Raw genomic sequence first — 18,465 nt, forward strand, 5'->3', positions numbered from 1 at the left:
GGTACTTCGTTCCATTTTTTCTGGGGCACTTCATGCAAAATCAAATCAGCGCACCAAAGCAGAGGCTATCCCTCAGCGATCCCAAAGTGCGTGCGTGGCTATTTCAGATAATCACGGTTATCGCAGTAGCCGCGATGGGTTGGTATCTGTTCGATAACACCCAAACCAACCTGCAACACCGGGGTATCAACTCAGGTTTCGGTTTCCTCGAAAACAGCGCCGGCTTCGGCATCGCGCAACACCTGATTCCGTTTACGGAATCGGATAGTTACGCGAGGGTTTTCCTCATTGGTTTGCTCAACACGCTGCTGGTGACCTTCATCGGCGTGATTCTCGCGACCCTGCTCGGCTTCATCGTCGGTGTGGCGCGTCTGTCCAACAACTGGATCATCAACAAACTGGCGACGGTCTACGTCGAAGTCTTCCGCAACATTCCGCCTCTGCTGCAGATCCTGTTCTGGTACTTCGCGGTGTTCCTGACGCTACCGGGCCCTCGCGCCGCTCACGGCTTCTTCGGTTCGTTCTTCGTCAGCAGTCGTGGCCTGAACATGCCCGGAGCGATCGCGACCGACGCTGCATGGCCGTTCGTGATCAGTGTGATTCTGGCAATCGTCGCCATCGTATTGATGGCCAAATGGGCAAATAAACGTTTCGAGGCGACAGGCGTTCCGTTTCATAAATTCTGGGCGGGCCTGGCCCTGTTCATCGTCATCCCTGCGCTGTGTTCGCTGATCTTCGGTGCGCCGGTGCATTGGGAGATCCCTGAGCTCAAGGGCTTCAACTTTGTCGGCGGCTGGGTATTGATCCCCGAGCTGCTGGCGTTGACCCTGGCCCTGACGGTTTATACGGCGGCGTTCATCGCCGAAATCGTGCGTTCGGGCATCAAGTCGGTCAGCCACGGCCAGACCGAAGCCGCACGTTCGCTGGGCCTGCGCCCAGGTCCTACGCTGCGCAAGGTCATCATCCCGCAAGCGCTGCGGGTGATCATTCCGCCATTGACCAGCCAATACCTGAACCTGGCGAAGAACTCCTCGCTGGCAGCGGGTATCGGTTATCCGGAAATGGTTTCGCTGTTTGCCGGCACCGTTCTCAACCAGACCGGCCAGGCCATCGAAGTCATTGCCATCACCATGAGCGTGTACCTGGCGATCAGTATCAGCATTTCCCTGCTGATGAACTGGTACAACAAGCGCATTGCGCTGATCGAGCGGTGAGGAAACGCGCATGACATCCCATACTTTCAAACCCGACATGCCGCCGCCGAGCAAAGTCTTCGGCCCGGTGGCATGGATGCGCCAGAACCTGTTCTCGAGCTGGATCAACTCCCTGTTGACCCTGTTCGCGATTTACCTGATCTGGCTGATCGTTCCCCCCTTGCTGAGCTGGTCAATTTTCGACGCCAACTGGATCGGCACTACACGCGCCGACTGCACCAAGGCTGGCGCCTGCTGGGTGTTCATCGAACAGCGCTTCGGCCAGTTCATGTACGGGTACTACCCGCAGGCACTGCGCTGGAGGGTCGACCTGACCGTCTGGCTGGCGATCATCGGTGCCGCACCGCTGTTCATCAAGATGATGCCGCGCAAGGCCATCTACGGTCTGTCGTTCCTGGTCATTTACCCGATCGTTGCCTACTTCCTGCTGCATGGCGGCATCTTCGGCATGGTCAACGTGGCGACTAGTCAATGGGGCGGCCTGATGCTGACACTGGTCATCGCCACCGTCGGTATCGCAGGTGCTTTGCCATTGGGCGTGGTGCTGGCGTTGGGTCGTCGCTCGGAAATGCCAGCCATCCGCGTGCTGTGCGTGACCTTCATCGAGTTCTGGCGTGGCGTTCCGCTGATCACCGTGCTGTTCATGTCGTCGGTGATGCTGCCGCTGTTTCTGCCAGAAGGCATGAACTTCGACAAACTGCTGCGTGCCTTGATCGGTGTGATCATGTTCCAGTCGGCCTATGTGGCCGAAGTGGTGCGTGGCGGCATGCAAGCGATTCCCAAAGGTCAGTACGAAGCCGCCGCTGCGATGGGCCTGGGTTACTGGCGCCGGATGGGGCTGGTGATTCTGCCTCAAGCCCTGAAGCTGGTCATTCCCGGTCTGGTCAACACGGTGATCGCGTTGTTCAAGGACACCAGCCTTGTGATCATCATCGGCCTGTTCGACCTGCTTAACAGCGTCAAGCAAGCTGCCGCCGACCCGAACTGGCTCGGCATGGCGACCGAGGGCTACGTATTCGCGGCCCTGGTGTTCTGGATCTTCTGTTTCGGTATGTCCCGCTACTCCATGCATTTGGAGCGTAAGTTGGACACAGGCCACAAGCGTTAGGAGTTATGTGATGAGTGAAGCTATCAGCAAGCCTCTGGGCGCCGAAGGCATGATCCGGATGGAAGGCGTACACAAGTGGTACGGCCAGTTCCATGTATTGAAAGACATCAACCTGAACGTGCGTCAGGGCGAACGTATCGTATTGTGCGGCCCGTCGGGCTCGGGCAAGTCGACCACCATTCGCTGCCTGAACCGTCTGGAAGAGCACCAGCAAGGTCGCATTATCGTCGATGGCACCGAGCTGACGTCTGACCTGAAGCAGATCGAAACCATCCGCCGCGAAGTCGGCATGGTGTTCCAGCACTTCAACCTGTTCCCGCACCTGACCATCTTGCAGAACTGCACGCTGGCGCCGATGTGGGTGCGCAAGATGCCGAAGAAAAAGGCGGAAGAAATCGCCATGCACTACCTGGAGCGCGTACGCATTCCGGAGCAGGCGCACAAGTACCCGGGTCAGCTGTCCGGTGGTCAGCAACAGCGTGTGGCCATCGCCCGTGCCCTGTGCATGAAGCCGAAAATCATGCTGTTCGACGAGCCTACGTCAGCACTCGATCCGGAAATGGTGAAAGAGGTTCTGGACACCATGGTCGGTCTGGCTGAAGAAGGCATGACCATGCTCTGCGTGACCCACGAAATGGGCTTCGCCCGCACCGTGGCCAATCGCGTGATCTTCATGGACAAAGGCGAAATCGTCGAACAAGCCGCCCCGAACGACTTCTTCGACAACCCGCAAAGCGACCGCACCAAACTGTTCCTCAGCCAGATCCTGCACTGAGTCAGCAGCGGTAACACCCTCAGAACCCGGACCTTGTGTCCGGGTTTTTTGTTTTGGGGCGCGCTCCTACAGGTGACCGAAGCCATGAAGGCGATCCTGCTGGAGATCCATTACAGCAGTCGCCGCTCGACACGGATCCGGATTCGGACCCGCTCGACACGGATCCGGATTCGGACACAGGCTTCCACGCAGTCTCTGTAGGAGCTGCCGGAGGTTACGACGGTGGCGAATGCGGTGTGCCATTCATCATTGATACCGCTGACCCACCTCATTCATCGGAATGCCGCCCAGCCCAAGCTCCCGCAGGTCTAAAGCTCGACGCAGGTTGAGTGCATGAAAGCAGGCCGAGGAAAACTGTACGCAATCTTCGCAAAACTTGTGTTCTTTGCCGAACTCCAACAGGATTACGTCTTTGCGCAATGCGCTGTTACACATCCTGCCCCCACGAGAATCCCATGACGACCAAGGCGCCTTTGGCGAGCGACACGCTATCCCCTTCCCGTAAACATCATGAAATCGAAGAACTGCTGATCGACGCGGAGGCCGATGACGACCACGTCCAGCAGTCTCATCCCGTGTTGAAACGTCCGTGGTTTCTGTTGTTCGGGCTGGTGTTGGTGGCGCTGAACCTGCGTCCGGCGTTGTCGAGCATGGCGCCCTTGTTGAGTGAGGTGTCAAAAAGCCTGGGGCTGTCGGCGGCCAAGGCCGGTCTGCTCACAACGCTGCCCGTGCTGTGCCTGGGGTTGTTCGCGCCGCTGGCGCCGATTCTGGCGCGGCGGTTTGGCAGTGAGCGCGTCGTCCTGGGCATTCTGCTGACCCTGACCTGCGGAATTCTCCTGCGCAGTTCATTCGGCGAGGTCGGCCTGTTCGCCGGCAGCATTTTGTCTGGCGCGAGCATTGGCATCATTGGTGTGTTGCTGCCGGGTATCGTCAAGCGCGACTTCGCCAAACAAGCGGGGACCATGACCGGCGTGTACACGATGGCGTTGTGTCTGGGGGCCGCAGTGGCCGCCGGTTCGACTGTGCCGCTGAGCCACTATTTTGGAGGCAGCTGGACCCTCGGGCTGGGATTCTGGATCGTGCCGGCCGTGCTCGCGGCACTCTTCTGGTGGCCGCAGACGCGCCAGCGCCATGGTCAGCATCAAGCGGCCTATCGCGTGCGCGGTCTGTTCCGCGACCGTCTGGCGCGGCAAGTGACGCTGTATATGGGCCTGCAATCGTCGCTGGCCTACATCGTGTTTGGCTGGTTGCCGTCGATTCTCATCGGTCGCGGGCTGACCCCGACCGAAGCCGGGTTGCTGTTATCAGGCTCGATCATGGTTCAGTTGCTCAGCTCGCTGACCGCCCCATGGCTGGCGACGCGGGGCAAGGATCAGCGACTGGCGATTCTGCTGGTGATGCTGCTGACCCTGGCGGGCTTGTACGGCTGCCTGTATGCGCCACTGAATCAGTTGTGGGTCTGGGGCGTGGTTCTTGGGCTGGGGCAGGGCGGCACGTTCAGTCTGGCGCTGACCCTGATCGTGCTGCGCTCCCGTGATTCTCACGTCGCTGCCAACCTCTCGAGCATGGCGCAAGGCGTGGGTTATACGCTGGCCTCGCTGGGCCCGTTCGCCGTCGGCGTGGTGCATGACTGGACCGGCAACTGGAGCGCCGTGGGCTGGATTTTCGGCATCATCGGCGTCGCCGCGATCCTGGCGGGCATGGGCGCCGGGCGCGCGCTGTACGTAGACGTCACCAGCGAGAAGATCTGAGGCGGCTATTCGGGCCACGAATGTCCATGGCAAAAGAGGCGATTGGCGCTTATCGTGCAGTCATCTCTTCCCATGGATGCGCCACGCATGAGCGACCTCAATCAGAGTCAATCCAACACCGACCTGATCTACCGGTTCTACGATGCCTTCAACCGCCTGGATGCCGAGGCGATGGCGGCCTGCTACACCGAGGATGTGCTGTTCAGCGACCCGGTGTTCGGGGAGTTACGCGGTCGTGAGGCAGGCGACATGTGGCGCATGCTGACGTCGAAGGCGCGGGATTTCTCGGTTCGTTTCGACCAGGTCCGCGCTGACGAGCGCTCCGGCGGCGCGCATTGGGTCGCGACTTACCTGTTCAGCCAGACCGGGCGTACGGTGATCAACGACATCCAGGCACGGTTCGTCTTTCGCGACGGCAAAATCTGCGAGCACCACGACCATTTCGATCTGTGGCGCTGGTCGCGTCAGGCGCTTGGTGCCAAAGGGGCGCTGCTGGGCTGGACGCCGCTCGTGCAGAACGCCATCCGTGCGCAGGCGCAAAAGGGCTTGAAGGCGTTTCAGACAGGGCGCTGACACCGTGCGTTTACGTCCACGCTCAAGGGGCATTCGCCTCTGATGCGGTAACTATGTAACGCGTCCACATGCCGAAAATCAGTTTACGTCGTGTCTTTATTGAGGCTGATAAGGACATCGACTGTGCCCACTTCCCCGGACAACGACGCAAGCAAACTCGAACAACTGCGCCAGCAATTCGCCCTGGACCCCGTTTTGACAACCCTCCAGGCGCAACTGCCTTCAGGCTTCATCGAGGCGTCGCCTTCTGAGCGCAAGGCCTATATAGAGGCGCTTCGACTGAGTCGAACCTGCAAGGCTGACCTCAAAAAGGCGCTCGAACCCCTCAAGGGCCTTGACGCCTTTTGCACACCGCTCCTGGCCGACGCGCTCGATGCCCGCTTCGGCAAGCGCTTCAATCCTGTGCAGGACAGGTTCTTCGGCATCACGTTGCACGGCCACGCAGACCCTTCCTCGGTGACGCATACGTTGCTGGAGGCCGCCATGCATAACTACGAGCGAGAAGAGTCAGTGACCAGCGGTTTCGACCGCTTCAGCTTGCTCGGTGCCGACGGTTTTCCACACCCTGAGAAGATGAAGTACGAAGAATTTGTCGACCTCAGCCGACACCTGAACCTGGGGCAGAAATACCAGGACCACCTCAACAGCGTGCTGGAGCCTGAATCCAGAGCCGGCGATGGTCCCGAGGTAGCGCGCCTCAACATGCGCGGTCTGTTCATCAGCAACGACCGCGCCGACCTGGAACTGTATGCCCGTGCAGCAACCCTCAGAAAACAGGTCTCTGCGTCATTCGGTTCGGCCATTATTGATCTGGCCATGAATCGCCCCTCCCCAAAACTCGACGGTCACCCGTTGCTGATACAAGGGTTGAGGCTGCTCGAACACGACATTTTGCGGGTGACCGTGATTCGCCCGGCGCGGACCTGGACCTTCACTCAGGTCCCCATCGTGTTGTACATCCCGCAGGACCCTATCTGCCCGATGAAAGAGTACGCCTCGATGGCAGAGATCGAGAGCGACCTTCGCACGCGGTTGATGGACCTCAAGTACCAGCAGTTTTTTGCGAGTTTGATCGGCGAGCGCAACCGGGCCAGTTTTTTCGAACGGTTGAACCGGCACCTGTTCCCCTTGCAGCCCATGGACGGCAACCGCTTCACTACCGGATTGTGGGAGCATCAAGCCGATCACTCCGCCCAACTGTTGATTGAGTCTGATCCGATCGAGGGCAACCTGTTTCGCTCGATGTATGCGCAGCAAATGTCTCTGATCAAGGACAACGCTCGATTCCTGGCGGTGCCTACCGAGGACGAAGATGCACTGACTCGCCGCAAGCGCCTGCAACGCTGGCTCAACCTCGGGCTGACCCTTGCCAACGTGGCGGCGTTGTACGTGCCGTTGCTTGGCAATCTGCTGTTCGTTTATGCCAGCGCCGAGCTGATGAGCGAGGTGTATCACGGCCTGGAAGACCTCAGTCATGACGACTTTGAGCAGGGCGTTGGCCATTTGATGGACGCAGCGACGAACCTCGCGTTCATGGCCGCCCTGGCCAAAGCCGGTGCAACCGCTCGCCTGCCTGAACCGCCTCCCATACAGAGCAACCACTTCATCGCGGACCTGGTTCCCGTGAAGTTGGCGAACGGCCAGACCCGACTCTGGAAGCCTGCCATCTCGCCGTTTCAGGTCGATGTGGTGTTACCCGAGGGCCTCAGTCCTGATATCGACGGCGTCACCACGGTCAATGGCAAGCGCTACATTCAGATCGAAGACCGCACCTACGAGCTTCATCATGAAGCCCACGTCAACAAGTGGGCGCTCAAGCACCCCGATCCGATGCGTCACGTCTCACTGCCGTTGCAGCGTAACGGGGTAGGCGCGTTCAAACACTTCGGCGAAGACGTGGCGCAATGGAGTGCCCGCAAGCTGTTCACGCGGCTTGGACACAGCGTCGCGGGGTTGAGTGATGCCGCCGCAGGCCAGATTCTGTCCGTGACGGGTACTGACGAGGCGCTGTTGCGCGAGGTCCACGGGCAGTCAGCGGTGCCGCCCGGTCATCTCCGGGACACGATCAAGCGCTTTCAACTGGCCGCTCGGGTTCAATCGGAGCCGCATGTCGCCGACCGCACACCGCGCGAACGATTTGCTGAGCTGTATCAGGCCAGCGAGCACTCGGACGATCCTGCGGTGCAACGGATGCAACGCGATTTTCCCGGGCTGCCGTCGCACGTCGCCGAGGACATCGTGGCCGATGCGTCAACGGTCGAGCGACAACAGATGCTGGACACTGGGCGGGTTGCCTTGCGCCACGCCGAGGCGGCCGTCTGGCAGTTGCGTCAGACCCGGCTGAACCGCGCTCTGGAGGGGTTTCACCTCAAGTCTGTGGTGAGTCCCGATACCGACACCCTGCGGTTGCGCCTGCTTGCGAGGTTGCCCGGATGGTCCGACACGGTGCGCATCGAACTGCGCGATGGCAGTCGACACGGGCCTTTGCTCGACAACGTGGGCAGTGCCGACGCCGCTGAACCGAAAACGCTGGTGAGACGAAATGGCGGCTACCTGGCGTACGACGCGCAAGGGAATGACTTGAACAGCATGCCGCCTGACGGCAATAACCTGTGTGATGCGCTGATGCACGCGCTGCCGGACGGGCCGCGTCGGGCCATCGGTTTGCCCCATGTCTGGCAAGCCGAGGCGTTGAACGAGCGCCTGGCCAGGCTTGCGGCCTCGGATCGTCAGCAGAGTGCCGACTTGCTCGGGCAGGTCTCCAAACCCCTGCGCTTCAATCAGCCGCAGCGCATGCTCAAGGGGCGACTGGGGTATGGCTTGAGCGGCAGAGGGCGTCTGCCGGGGTTTGTCCTGGAGGATCATCTGCTCGACAAGATCGCGCGGCTGGAACTGGGGCAGATGAACCCGCAGACCGCGCTGGATGCGTTGCGCAGTGCCCATCCACAGGCTTCCAACGGCGACCTCAATCAGCGTCTCGACGTGCTGCTGGACGAGCGATCAGCCCTGCGCGCGGACCTCGACGCGTGGGCATGGCGCTCAACAGAACTGCCAAGCATGAACGTGTTGCAGGAGAACAGCAGAACCTGGATCGCGGAGGCCATTCTTGCGTGGTGGGAGAGCGCTAGCTTCTCGACGGCCCCAGATGCTGCGGTCTTGAAGATATCCGCCGCGTCCATCATGGATTTTCCTGCGCGCCTGCCTGAGTTTTTCTTCGCACGTGTGGAGCGGATATCCCTTAGCTACCTGCTTGCGCACGGCGTGCCCGCTGCCGACTATGCCGAGCAGATCGGCCAGTTTTTACGTCGCTTCACGCGGGTGCACTCGCTGGCCGTGGTCAACCCGTCTGGCATCCCGCCCGTGTTGGCGCCCATGAGCGCGCTCCCTCAGGTGATCGCCGACAGCTGCCCGCTGTTGCGTGAGCTGGACCTGAGCCGCCAACAGCTCACGTTCAGCGTGTCTGACTTCGATCAATTCCGGCGCATGCGACAGTTAAGACGGCTGGATTTGAGCGGCAACAATCTCGATTCGCTGAGCCTGACCGTGCGCATGGAACCGCTTGTGCTCGATCGCCTGGTGCTCGACCGAACGCGATTGACCCGCTGGCCGCTGTGGCTCAACGACTGGGTACCCGACCAGGTCAGGGAAGTGTCTCTGGCAGACAACCGCATCACCGATTTGCCGGACCATGTTCTGCACAACATGCACGACGCTGCTTCGCCAACAGCCATAAACCTGTCGGGAAATCTGCTGCCCCGTCGTACGGTCATCGAAGCCTGCCTTTATCAGGCGAGGCCTGGCGCTGCATTTCGCTTTGAATTGTACATACCGGCCCGGCTGCGCCCGCTGATTGACGCTTTGTTGACGACGCAAACCGAGATCGAAACGGCGCTGAGTCGCTGGGTCGCGGATGCGGGCGCATCAATGCCGACGCAAGGCGTCCGAATTGCCCTGCGAGACACGCTGCTGGAGCAATGGCGAAGCAATGCAAGCGGGCGCGTTTCGCTGCCGCTGAGGCTTGACTCGGTCCCTCTCGAAGCCTTCCCGTTGTCCTTGCCAGAGGCGTTCTACCAGACGTTTACAGGCCTGGATCTGCACGATATTCGCGCAGGCGACGAGTCGTTGAATGCGCTGATCCGGCGTTTTCAAAATGCGACGACGGTCGACATCAGTGGCACACGAGTGCCGCCTTTGCTGGCACCGCCAGCCTCGCTGCATGAGCTGCCCAACCTGAGGGAGATCGGCCTGTCGGGACACGGGATGCTGATCGATCAGGCTGCGTTTGATTTCTTCTGTCAGTTGCCGCAGTTACGTCATCTGGATCTCAGCGCCAATCGCCTGAGTGAAACGATCGACACACAGGCGATCACTCATCGGCGCTGGGAGTCCTTGACGCTGGAAAGCATGGGGCTCGAACACTGCCCTGCATGGCTCACCGAGCTGCTGCCCAATCATCTGTATTCGTTGTCTCTGGCAGAAAACCGACTGACGGAACTGCCAGAGGCTCTTCTGGATAATCCTCGCAGCCATACGGCACGCAGCGAGATCATTCTGACCGGGAATCCGCTGACCCTCGATACCATGGAGCGCGCCCATCTGAGCGAGGGACCCGACAGACCGTTTGCGTTTTACATGGACCTGCCCAATGACTTCATGGAAACCGACTCGGAGGATGACAGCTCTGATGAAGCCCCCGACTCAGTGGATCATTGGCTGGTGGGCGATGACAGCACGCAGGCGATGCAGCGCACGGCCTGGGCGGGAATCGAAGCGGCGGGCGATGCGCGCAGCCTGCTCAGCCTGATCGGTCGACTACGGCGCTCTGCGGATTTCCTCAGGGCAAGGGCGTCGCTGACATCACGGCTATGGGCAGTGTTGCAGGCCGCCGCCGCGGACTCGGATCTTCGGGTGTTGCTCAATGGCATGGCCGAAGAAGCGATCAGCAACAGAACCTGCGAAGACGGCGTTCGTCTGGAGTTCAATCAGATCGAGATTCAAGTGTTTTCGCGCACCTCGCTTCTCGGCATTCCCGACAACGAGCGTGGCGGCACCTTGTATCGACTGATGCGCCGGCTCTACCGCCTGGATGCCGTCGACCGAATGGCGCGTGAGAACACCGGCGCGCGCGATGCAGCGGAAGTCAGGATGGCGTATCGCGTCGGCCTTGCCGAGCGGCTCGACCTGCCACTGGCACCGGCTAACATGCTGTACCGCGAAGCGGCTGCCCTGACCGAGACTGAAATTTCCGACGTCGCGGCGCGTGTACTGCAGAGCGAAACGTCCGATGAATTTCTGCGAACGGCCTCGAACTGTGAGTTCTGGCAGAAGTGGTTACGTGAGTCCCATGCTCAGGCGTTCGCTGAACTGGAGAGCGTTTTCGCTCAGGAGCGGGAGCGGCTGGAAGATCAGTTTCCTGAACTGGATCAAGCCTATCTGGAGCGTGCGAAGGCGATGGATGACGATCAGAAACGGCGTGAAGCCGAGCTGATTTCCACCTTGACGATTCAGGCTGGCCTCACCTACGGCAACTGACAACCGCGGCAAAGGCGGCAAGAACAGGAGCAGCGTCTGCTAGAATCGCTGCTCTTTTTCGTTGCTGCCTTTGTTGATGAATGATGCCGACACCCTCCGCTGATGAGACCCAGGCGCCGCCGATCCCTCTGGTGATCAAACCGTGGTTCGTCTACCTGGTGCGCGCCGCCAACGGGGCTCTGTACTGCGGCATCAGCGACGACCCTTATCGCCGATTCCAAAAACACCAGAGCGGCAAGGGCGCGCGCTTTTTCTTTTCAAGCCCTGCTGTTGCACTGGTGTATGTCGAAGCGTGCCGTGACAAGGGCGAAGCGCTGCGCCAGGAACGCCTGATCAAGAAACTACGCAAACAGGCAAAAGAAGCGCTGGCGGCGAGCTTTATCCACAGCGGTGATGCGCCGCCATCAGCCTGAGCGGGTAGGCCACGCGCGCCCAGGCAGCTAAGCTGCTGATTTACCCCTGCGGATGGCCCGAAGCATGTCAGAACTGATTCTTCATCATTACCCAACGTCCCTGTTCTCCGAGAAAGCGCGCTTGATGCTTGGCTTCAAGGGGCTGTCGTGGCGTTCGGTGACCGTCCCGCCGATCATGCCCAAACCTGACGTCACTGCGCTGACAGGTGGCTATCGTAAAACCCCGGTGCTGCAGGTCGGTGCCGATATCTACTGCGACACCGCGCTCATTGCCCGCCGTCTTGAAGCTGAAAAGTCATCGCCGACGTTTTTCCCCGAAGGCCAGGAGTTCACCTCGGCAAGCCTGGCGAACTGGGCGGACACCGTGCTGTTCCTGCACTCGGTCAGCCTGGTGTTTCAGCCGGCTTCGCTGGCGGTGCGCTTCGCCAAAGTGCCGCCTGAGGGCGTTAAAGCCTTCGTCGCCGACCGCGCGACGTTTTTCGACGGCGGTACTGCGACCCGCGTGCCTCTGGAACTGGCACAGCATCAATGGCCGACATTGATGGGGCGCCTGGAGACGCAGTTGGAACGCAGCGGTGATTTCCTGTTGGGCGCTCCGTCGATTGCCGACTTCTCGGTGGCGCATACGTTGTGGTTTCTCAAGCAGACCCCTGTCACCGCTCCCTTTGTCGATGACTATCCGGCGGTGCTGGCCTGGTATCAGCGCGTGGTGGGCTTTGGTCATGGCGCGGCCAGTGAGTTGAGCCCGGCCGACGCCATCGAGATCGCGCGCAACGCATCGCCAGCGCCGCTGCCGGATGAGGTCTTCACTGATCCAAACGGATTCGAGGTGGGGCAGCAGGTCAGCGTCTCTGCGGTGGATTACGGGGTAGACGCTGTGCATGGCGAGTTGGTGTTCAGTGGTCGCGAAGAAATCATTCTGCGCCGTGAAGATGAGCGTGCCGGGATCGTGCACGTGCATGTTCCGCGCTATGGGTTTCGCATCCAGAAGGGTTAACCCCGACATCGATGATAAGGCGTGAGTGACCCACGCCTCATCATACAAGTGCATAAGCAAAAAGCTTTTTACGTGAAAGCATTCTTGATGATGCGTCTTGGATGATGAGTGGCTGTCATTTCTGACAGTAGTAATTGCGTTGGTGTTGTGTATGATTTCTCTGAACGTTCGATAAAGTGAAAGTGATGAGATACTTTCATATCCTGTGACCGTCCTTGTTGTGAAGTCCAATGGTCAGGGTTGTATATATTTCAATTGAAGTGCCGCGAACAAGCGGATTTGATTGATGGGTCACCGGACTTTACACCTCTCGTTCGCGTTGAATCACCGAGCGCTGCAGTCGGTGAGTCGTGTGTAGCAGGGTGTTTGATAGTTGACGGGGCTGGTTGGCTGCTGTTAGCTCCTGGGTAAAGCGACAGATAACCGTCGCTTCCCGAGTATTGATATTTTCAGTGGTCAGCGAGAGGGTCATGGATGATGAGTAAAATAAACTGGTGGTACGGTCGCGATCGTAATGCGGACTATATAGAGTATCTTCTCGATGAACCCGGTTATCCGAAGGGTGCGTATCCAAAGCTGATTGTTGATGGTGTTGTGCGTGATGCTACGTTGATGCCCGATCAGAAAACGCTGAGAGTTTATATTTCAGTTGCGCAAGTGGATAAGATCACAGAGGTTACAACGCCTCACCAGTTGTTCTCCCGCAAGCCTAGGCCGTCGATACGAAAACCGTCTGCCAGCAACAAGCGTGGTGACCGATCAGCATGGCCGACGGCTCCGGATCCTGCCTCGCCTGGTCCATATAAGGTGACTCGCAAGGAATATGATTTTGGCGATGAAATACTGGCGCTTCCCGGAATTGATGACAAGGTGGAGCTTCGCGCTGAGGTGCATCTGCCGGTTGCGCGAGTACTCCACTGTCCGATCGTGGTTTTTATACACGGAAGGCACCAAACCTGCCTGAGCGAGAGTGGCGGGCCAGGAGCTATTATCTGGCCTTGCGCGGCAAATGAATCTGCCCTCCCTAATTATAAGGGCTACGCCTCTACAGCATCAGCACTTGCCAGCCATGGCTATGTTGTCGTCTCCGTATCCGCCAACGGTGTGAATCGAAAAGAAGGCGGCTATATACCGGACGGTGGGAGGTTACGCGGGCATCTGATCCTGGAACACCTGCAACTGTTGTCGCGTGCGAACAGCGGTAACTGTCCTGAACTGTCTTACCTTACGGGCAGGTTGGATTTGGATAGCATAGGGCTGGTCGGCCACTCTCGGGGTGGAGATGGTATTGCCAGAGCAATTACACTGAATCGACTTCATAAAATGGGCTTTGGTATCAGTGCGGCCTTATTTTTGGGTGGCACAGCGATGGAAAAGATACCGCTGCCCAATATCCATACCGCAGCCATTCTGCCTTTTCTGGATGGCGATGTTGTGAATCTAGAGTCCCAGATCTATTCTGATATCTCTCGGTATGCTATTGCCGGTGATGCCCTGCACAGTTCGGTTTTTTGGTTGGGCGCCAATCATAATTATTTCAACAAGTACTGGTCGCCTGGTTTTCCTTTGGGCACGGATGATGCAGAAAACGCATGGGGTGACGTTGAAGTTACACGTCTGAGTGCAAGTGAGCAGCGTAGGTTAGCGGAGATATATATCAGTGGTTTTTTTCGCCTGACGCTGGGTAAGGAACCGGCTTTTTTAAGCTTGTTTGACGGCTCACCCGTCAAAGCACCCACATTACCTAAAGCAGACGTCAGGAGCAGTGCGCACTTTCCTTCATCAAGTCGCTATACGTTACAAAGCTTTGAAACGATGTACGCCGATCATCCGTCACCCGGCCAAGGAAATTGGCAATGGCAAATTGTGAAAGGCAGTGGTGAACTGAAAGGCAAATCCTCGTTTGGCGAGGATCTGCGATATGCGCATTACGGCTACCACACGTTTCTAAACCTAAAAAGCGACTCTGGGTCATCTTCAGCCGAGCTGCTACTGAGCCCTCCGGAGAAGGGTGTCTTGGTCGATCCCTCGCGTTATACGCATCTCAGTTTTCACGTGGCTCATTTTGCTGTCGAGAATGATGAGGCAGGCGTTGAAGTGCAGATTTACCTGAACGGAAGTCGTTTGGAACTCGGCCAAGAAGGCTGCGTGCTCTGGCCGATCCCCGAAATGGTTCCCGGCGTGGATACGTTTCTCAAACAGCAAGTCTTGTTACCGCTGGGTACCATTTCCACAGGCTTGCCCAAGGTTCTGGACACGCTGGCGATTGTTTTGCCTCACGGGGGCAATATTTATATTTCTGATATTGCGTTGGTGACCCCGTCTCTCGGGCAGCCCCAGCCGTTAACGCTTCCCTTCGTAAGTGTGGAGTCTGTTTCTACCTTGCCTACTGGGCTGGAGCAGGAGATAGAGGTAAAAGTCAGATTATCCGAGGCGAGCTCGAGTCCCGTTTCTCTGCGACTAACCATGAACATCCTGCACACCGTCCAGAGTTTTATGAGTATTGATACTCCCCCATTGGTTTTTGAACCCGGACGAACCTCGATCACCGCCTCATTCAGAATTCCGGCAGGAGGGTTCAAAGGTGAACACTTCGATTTAGGCAATGACAGGACCCTGTCGGTTATAAGGACGGTGGCACTGTCAAATGCGTTGTTTGACCAGGAGCGCGCACTGCTCATCCTTCCCGCGCACTAGTGCCGCCAGGTTAGCGCGCCAGGGTTTGCATACAGAACGCCGTCCGAGCGGACGGCTAGAGGGAATGGCTAGAGAGAACGGTGCGACGTATATCGGGAGCGCAGCATCGGTGCTTGCAGTCCGGTTCGCCAGCGCTGGCGTTTTTTTTAATCGCACTGCCACAAACCTTCGCTGCGAGGGTCAACTCTGTTTCAACGCCGCCAGAATCTCATCGGGTGAGAAGCCTCTGATCAGCGTGCCGTTCACGTCGATCAGAGGGATGCCCTGTCCACCGAGCGCCTCGTAGGCTTTGCGCCCTTCGGCCGATTTCTCGATGTCGTATTCGGTGTAAGGGATGCCCTTGCTGTCGAGGAAGCGCCGCGTCTGTTTGCAGTAGCCGCACCAGTCGGTGGCATACATCACTACCTTCGCCTGAGCTTGAGTCTGCGATGAGACCGCCTGGGACGGATTGACGAAGTGTTCGATCTTGCCCCAGTTCTGGTAAACCACGACGACCAGCAGGATCAGCACGAACTTCTTGAGCGTACGCACGAGCATGGGTTCAGCGCCTTTTCAACTGGTCGGTGAGCTGCGTCGGCAGACCTTTGATGATCAGCGTGCCTTTTTCTTCGTCGTACTCGATCTTGTCGCCCAGCAGGTGCGCTTCGAAGCTGATCGACAACCCTTCGGCACGGCCGGTAAAGCGGCGGAACTGATTGAGCGTGCGCTTATCGGCCGGGATTTCCGGCGACAGGCCGTAGTCCTTGTTGCGAATGTGCTCGTAAAACGCGCGCGGGCGGTCTTCGTCGATCAGGCCGGAGAGCTCTTCGAGGGCAATGGGTTCGCCCATCTTGCTCTGGCTGCTGGCGTAGTCGACCAGCGCCTTGGTTTTCTCGCGGGTCGACTCCTCGGGCAGGTCCTCGCTCTCGACGAAGTCGCTGAACGCCTTGAGCAGGGTGCGCGTCTCGCCGGGGCCGTCGACGCCTTCCTGGCAGCCGATGAAGTCTCGGAAGTACTCCGAGACCTTCTTGCCGTTCTTGCCTTTGATGAACGAGATGTACTGCTTGGACGCTTTGTTGTTCTGCCACTCGGAGATGTTGATCCGCGCGGCCAGGTGCAGCTGGCCCAGGTCCAGGTGCCGGGAAGGCGTGACGTCCAGCGCCTCGTTGACCGCAACGCCTTCGCTGTGATGCAGCAGGGCGATGGCGAGGTACTCAGTCATGCCCTGTTGATAGTGGGCGAAGAGCACATGGCCGCCGACCGACAGGTTGGACTCTTCCATCAGCTTCTGCAGATGCTCGACTGCAACGCGGCTGAACGCGGTGAAGTCCTTGCCCTCATCGATGTATTCCTTCAGCCAGCCGCTGAACGGATGAGCGCCCGACTCCGGATGAAACAAGCCCCAGGCTTTGCCTTGTTTGGCGTTGTAGCTCTCGTTGAGGTCGGCCAGCATGTTCTCGATGGCCTGGGACTCGGCGAGTTCGGAGTCTCGAGCGTGGAGGACTGCGGGCGTACCGTCGGGTTTCTTGTCGATCAGGTGAACGATGGCATGACGGATCGGCATGGAATTCTCGGCCTTTGAAGTGGAACTGAACGGGTGGAGGCAGGGCCCGTGCGAAAGTCGGCAAGTGTACCGCAGACAAGCACGGATCGGCCCGGGAAGGCCGAAAACACTGCTCAAAACCCCGATATACGACTTTTTTACGCTTCAGACGTGATAAAGCTGACCAAATGGGTAGGTAGGTGCGGATATTTGCTTGGCTCTGTGCTAGTTTTGCCCCGTCTTGCGCACTGAAGCGCGCCAAGCACGCAGTTTGTGGGCGTCCGGCCGAACCAAAGGCCGATTTCGGTATCTACATTTCGCGTCTGTACACACTCTGCAAACCATATGAATTTGATAGGGAAGGAACACCACCATGGCTCTGACTAAAGACCAATTGATCGCCGATATCGCAGAAGCTATCGACGCGCCAAAAACCACCGCGCGCAACGCTCTCGACCAATTGGGCCAAATCGTCGCTGACCAACTGGAATCCGGTAGTGAAATCACTCTGCCAGGCATCGGCAAACTGAAAATCACCGAGCGTCCTGCTCGCACCGGCCGCAACCCTTCGACTGGCGCTGCCATCGAAATCGCCGCCAAGAAAGTGGTCAAGTTCGTTCCAGCCAAAGTGCTGACTGACTCGGTCAACAAGTAAGCAAAACGCTGCTTGAAGAGAAACCGTGTGACGGAGCGATCCGGACACGGTTTTTTTGTGCCCGGAATTCAGCGATCGGAGCGCGCTGCTTGCGCGGGTCAGTGGGCGCCGCCCCAACGATCCGCCCGCCATGCCGTTTGCTGCGACTTGTCCTGAAACGTCCAGGCGACGAAGCGGCTCTGTTTCTGGCCTTGGGACATCTCCACAACTCGGCTCTCGACCGCTCCCACCTTCTTCAGCGTGCTTTGAATCAACGGCAGATTAGAGGCCTTGGACACCAGTGTGCTGAACCACAGCACTTGGGTCGGCATCAGTGCGCTCTCGCTGATCAGTTGCGTCACGAAACGCGATTCGCCCCCTTCGCACCACAACTCAGCCGCTTGACCGCCGAAGTTCAGCACGGGCAGTTTGCGTTTGGGATCGGCCTTGCCCAGCGCGCGCCATTTGCGTTGGCTACCCCGCAGTGCTTCGTCGGCCGAGGCATGGAAGGGCGGGTTGCACAGCGTGATGTCGAAGCGCTCGTCCGCGTGCAGCAGGTCCACCAGGATGAGCTTGCGATTGTGTTGCTGGCGCAGGCTGATCGCCTTGCCCAGGTTGTTCGCCTTGACGATGGTGGTCGCCGAGGCGAGGGCGATCTTGTCGATGTCCGACCCTACAAAGTGCCAGCCGTAATCGCAGTGCCCGATCAGCGGGTACACGCAGTTGGCCCCAGTGCCGATGTCCAGCGCCTTGACCGCTGCGCCACGGGGAATCACGCCCTCGTTGTGTTCAGCGAGCAGGTCGGCCAGAAAATGCACGTAATCGGCGCGACCGGGAATTGGCGGGCACAGGTAATCCGCCGGGATGTCCCAATGCGCGATGCCATAGAAGGCCTTGAGCAACGCCCGGTTGAACACCCGCACGGCGGCCGGGTTGGCGAAGTCGATGCTTTCCTTCCCGTACGGGTTGGTGATCACGAACGTGCCCAGCTCCGGGCTGCCCTTGATCAGGCGAGGAAAGTCGTAATGGCCCTGATGGCGATTGCGCGGGTGCAGGCTGGCCTTCTCACGCGGCTCGGCAGGCGGCTTTATCGGCTGCGGCTTGGGTTTCTTTCGCGGCTGTTTGGGTGACTCGGGTTTATTCATTACGCAGGTTTCCGGTCAAAACACAAAACCCTGTAGGAGCGCGCTTGCCCGCGATTGCGGTGTGTCAGCCACCACCAACGGCGCAGACATCAAGCAATCGCGGG

13 protein-coding genes are annotated in these 18,465 nt (G+C 58.8%); 10 read left to right on the forward strand and 3 right to left on the reverse strand.

Translation table 11 applies throughout. The features are described 5' to 3' along the window. Positions 1-32: 32 nt before the first annotated feature. The 9 genes from AB4N84_RS15430 (at position 33) to AB4N84_RS15470 (ending at position 15,060) form a co-directional block, all read left to right on the forward strand. Positions 33-1,214, forward strand: coding sequence for an amino acid ABC transporter permease (locus AB4N84_RS15430; RefSeq protein WP_460042113.1), 1,182 nt, complete (start codon positions 33-35; stop codon positions 1,212-1,214). Between the two features lie 10 nt (positions 1,215-1,224). Then, positions 1,225-2,322 (forward strand): amino acid ABC transporter permease, encoded by a 1,098-nt coding sequence (locus tag AB4N84_RS15435; protein WP_074753751.1) that lies wholly within the window; start codon positions 1,225-1,227, stop codon positions 2,320-2,322. 10 nt (positions 2,323-2,332) lie between these two features. Continuing rightward, on the forward strand, positions 2,333-3,097 hold the full coding sequence (locus AB4N84_RS15440; protein ID WP_062386562.1) for an amino acid ABC transporter ATP-binding protein: 765 nt from the start codon (positions 2,333-2,335) through the stop codon (positions 3,095-3,097). Positions 3,098-3,552: 455 nt separating this feature from the next. After that, positions 3,553-4,848, forward strand: coding sequence for a CynX/NimT family MFS transporter (locus tag AB4N84_RS15445; protein WP_460042114.1), 1,296 nt, complete (start codon positions 3,553-3,555; stop codon positions 4,846-4,848). A gap of 87 nt (positions 4,849-4,935) precedes the next feature. Further along, positions 4,936-5,421, forward strand: a complete 486-nt coding sequence (locus tag AB4N84_RS15450; RefSeq protein WP_074753756.1) for a nuclear transport factor 2 family protein — start codon at positions 4,936-4,938, stop codon at positions 5,419-5,421. Positions 5,422-5,544: 123 nt separating this feature from the next. Further along, a complete protein-coding gene (locus AB4N84_RS15455; RefSeq protein ID WP_460042115.1) occupies positions 5,545-10,953 on the forward strand; it encodes an NEL-type E3 ubiquitin ligase domain-containing protein in 5,409 nt (1,802 codons plus the stop codon). Positions 10,954-11,036: 83 nt separating this feature from the next. Beyond that, on the forward strand, positions 11,037-11,366 hold the full coding sequence (locus tag AB4N84_RS15460) for a GIY-YIG nuclease family protein (RefSeq protein ID WP_074753758.1): 330 nt from the start codon (positions 11,037-11,039) through the stop codon (positions 11,364-11,366). A 64-nt stretch (positions 11,367-11,430) separates the two neighbouring features. Beyond that, a complete protein-coding gene (locus AB4N84_RS15465; RefSeq protein ID WP_460042116.1) occupies positions 11,431-12,363 on the forward strand; it encodes a glutathione S-transferase family protein in 933 nt (310 codons plus the stop codon). A gap of 474 nt (positions 12,364-12,837) precedes the next feature. Next, entirely contained in the window at positions 12,838-15,060 is a 2,223-nt protein-coding gene (locus AB4N84_RS15470; protein WP_460042117.1) for an alpha/beta hydrolase, read from the forward strand. Positions 15,061-15,240: 180 nt separating this feature from the next. Here AB4N84_RS15470 and AB4N84_RS15475 read toward each other — a convergent pair whose 3' ends face one another. Then, positions 15,241-15,597 (reverse strand): glutaredoxin family protein, encoded by a 357-nt coding sequence (locus AB4N84_RS15475; RefSeq protein WP_460042118.1) that lies wholly within the window; start codon positions 15,595-15,597, stop codon positions 15,241-15,243. Positions 15,598-15,601: 4 nt separating this feature from the next. Then, on the reverse strand, positions 15,602-16,603 hold the full coding sequence (gene yejK / locus AB4N84_RS15480) for a nucleoid-associated protein YejK (protein WP_074753766.1): 1,002 nt from the start codon (positions 16,601-16,603) through the stop codon (positions 15,602-15,604). Positions 16,604-16,955: 352 nt separating this feature from the next. On the opposite strand from yejK, the gene AB4N84_RS15485 reads away from it, so the two are divergent. Further along, positions 16,956-17,237, forward strand: coding sequence for an HU family DNA-binding protein (locus tag AB4N84_RS15485; protein WP_074753768.1), 282 nt, complete (start codon positions 16,956-16,958; stop codon positions 17,235-17,237). A 98-nt stretch (positions 17,238-17,335) separates the two neighbouring features. Here the strand turns inward: AB4N84_RS15485 and rlmF are convergent, their stop codons facing one another. Next, positions 17,336-18,361: a 23S rRNA (adenine(1618)-N(6))-methyltransferase RlmF gene (gene rlmF, locus AB4N84_RS15490; RefSeq protein WP_074753770.1), complete on the reverse strand. Its 1,026-nt coding sequence runs from the start codon at positions 18,359-18,361 to the stop codon at positions 17,336-17,338. Between the last annotated feature and the right edge of the window lie 104 nt (positions 18,362-18,465).

The sequence above is a fragment of the Pseudomonas sp. S2_H01 genome, from assembly GCF_054668305.1.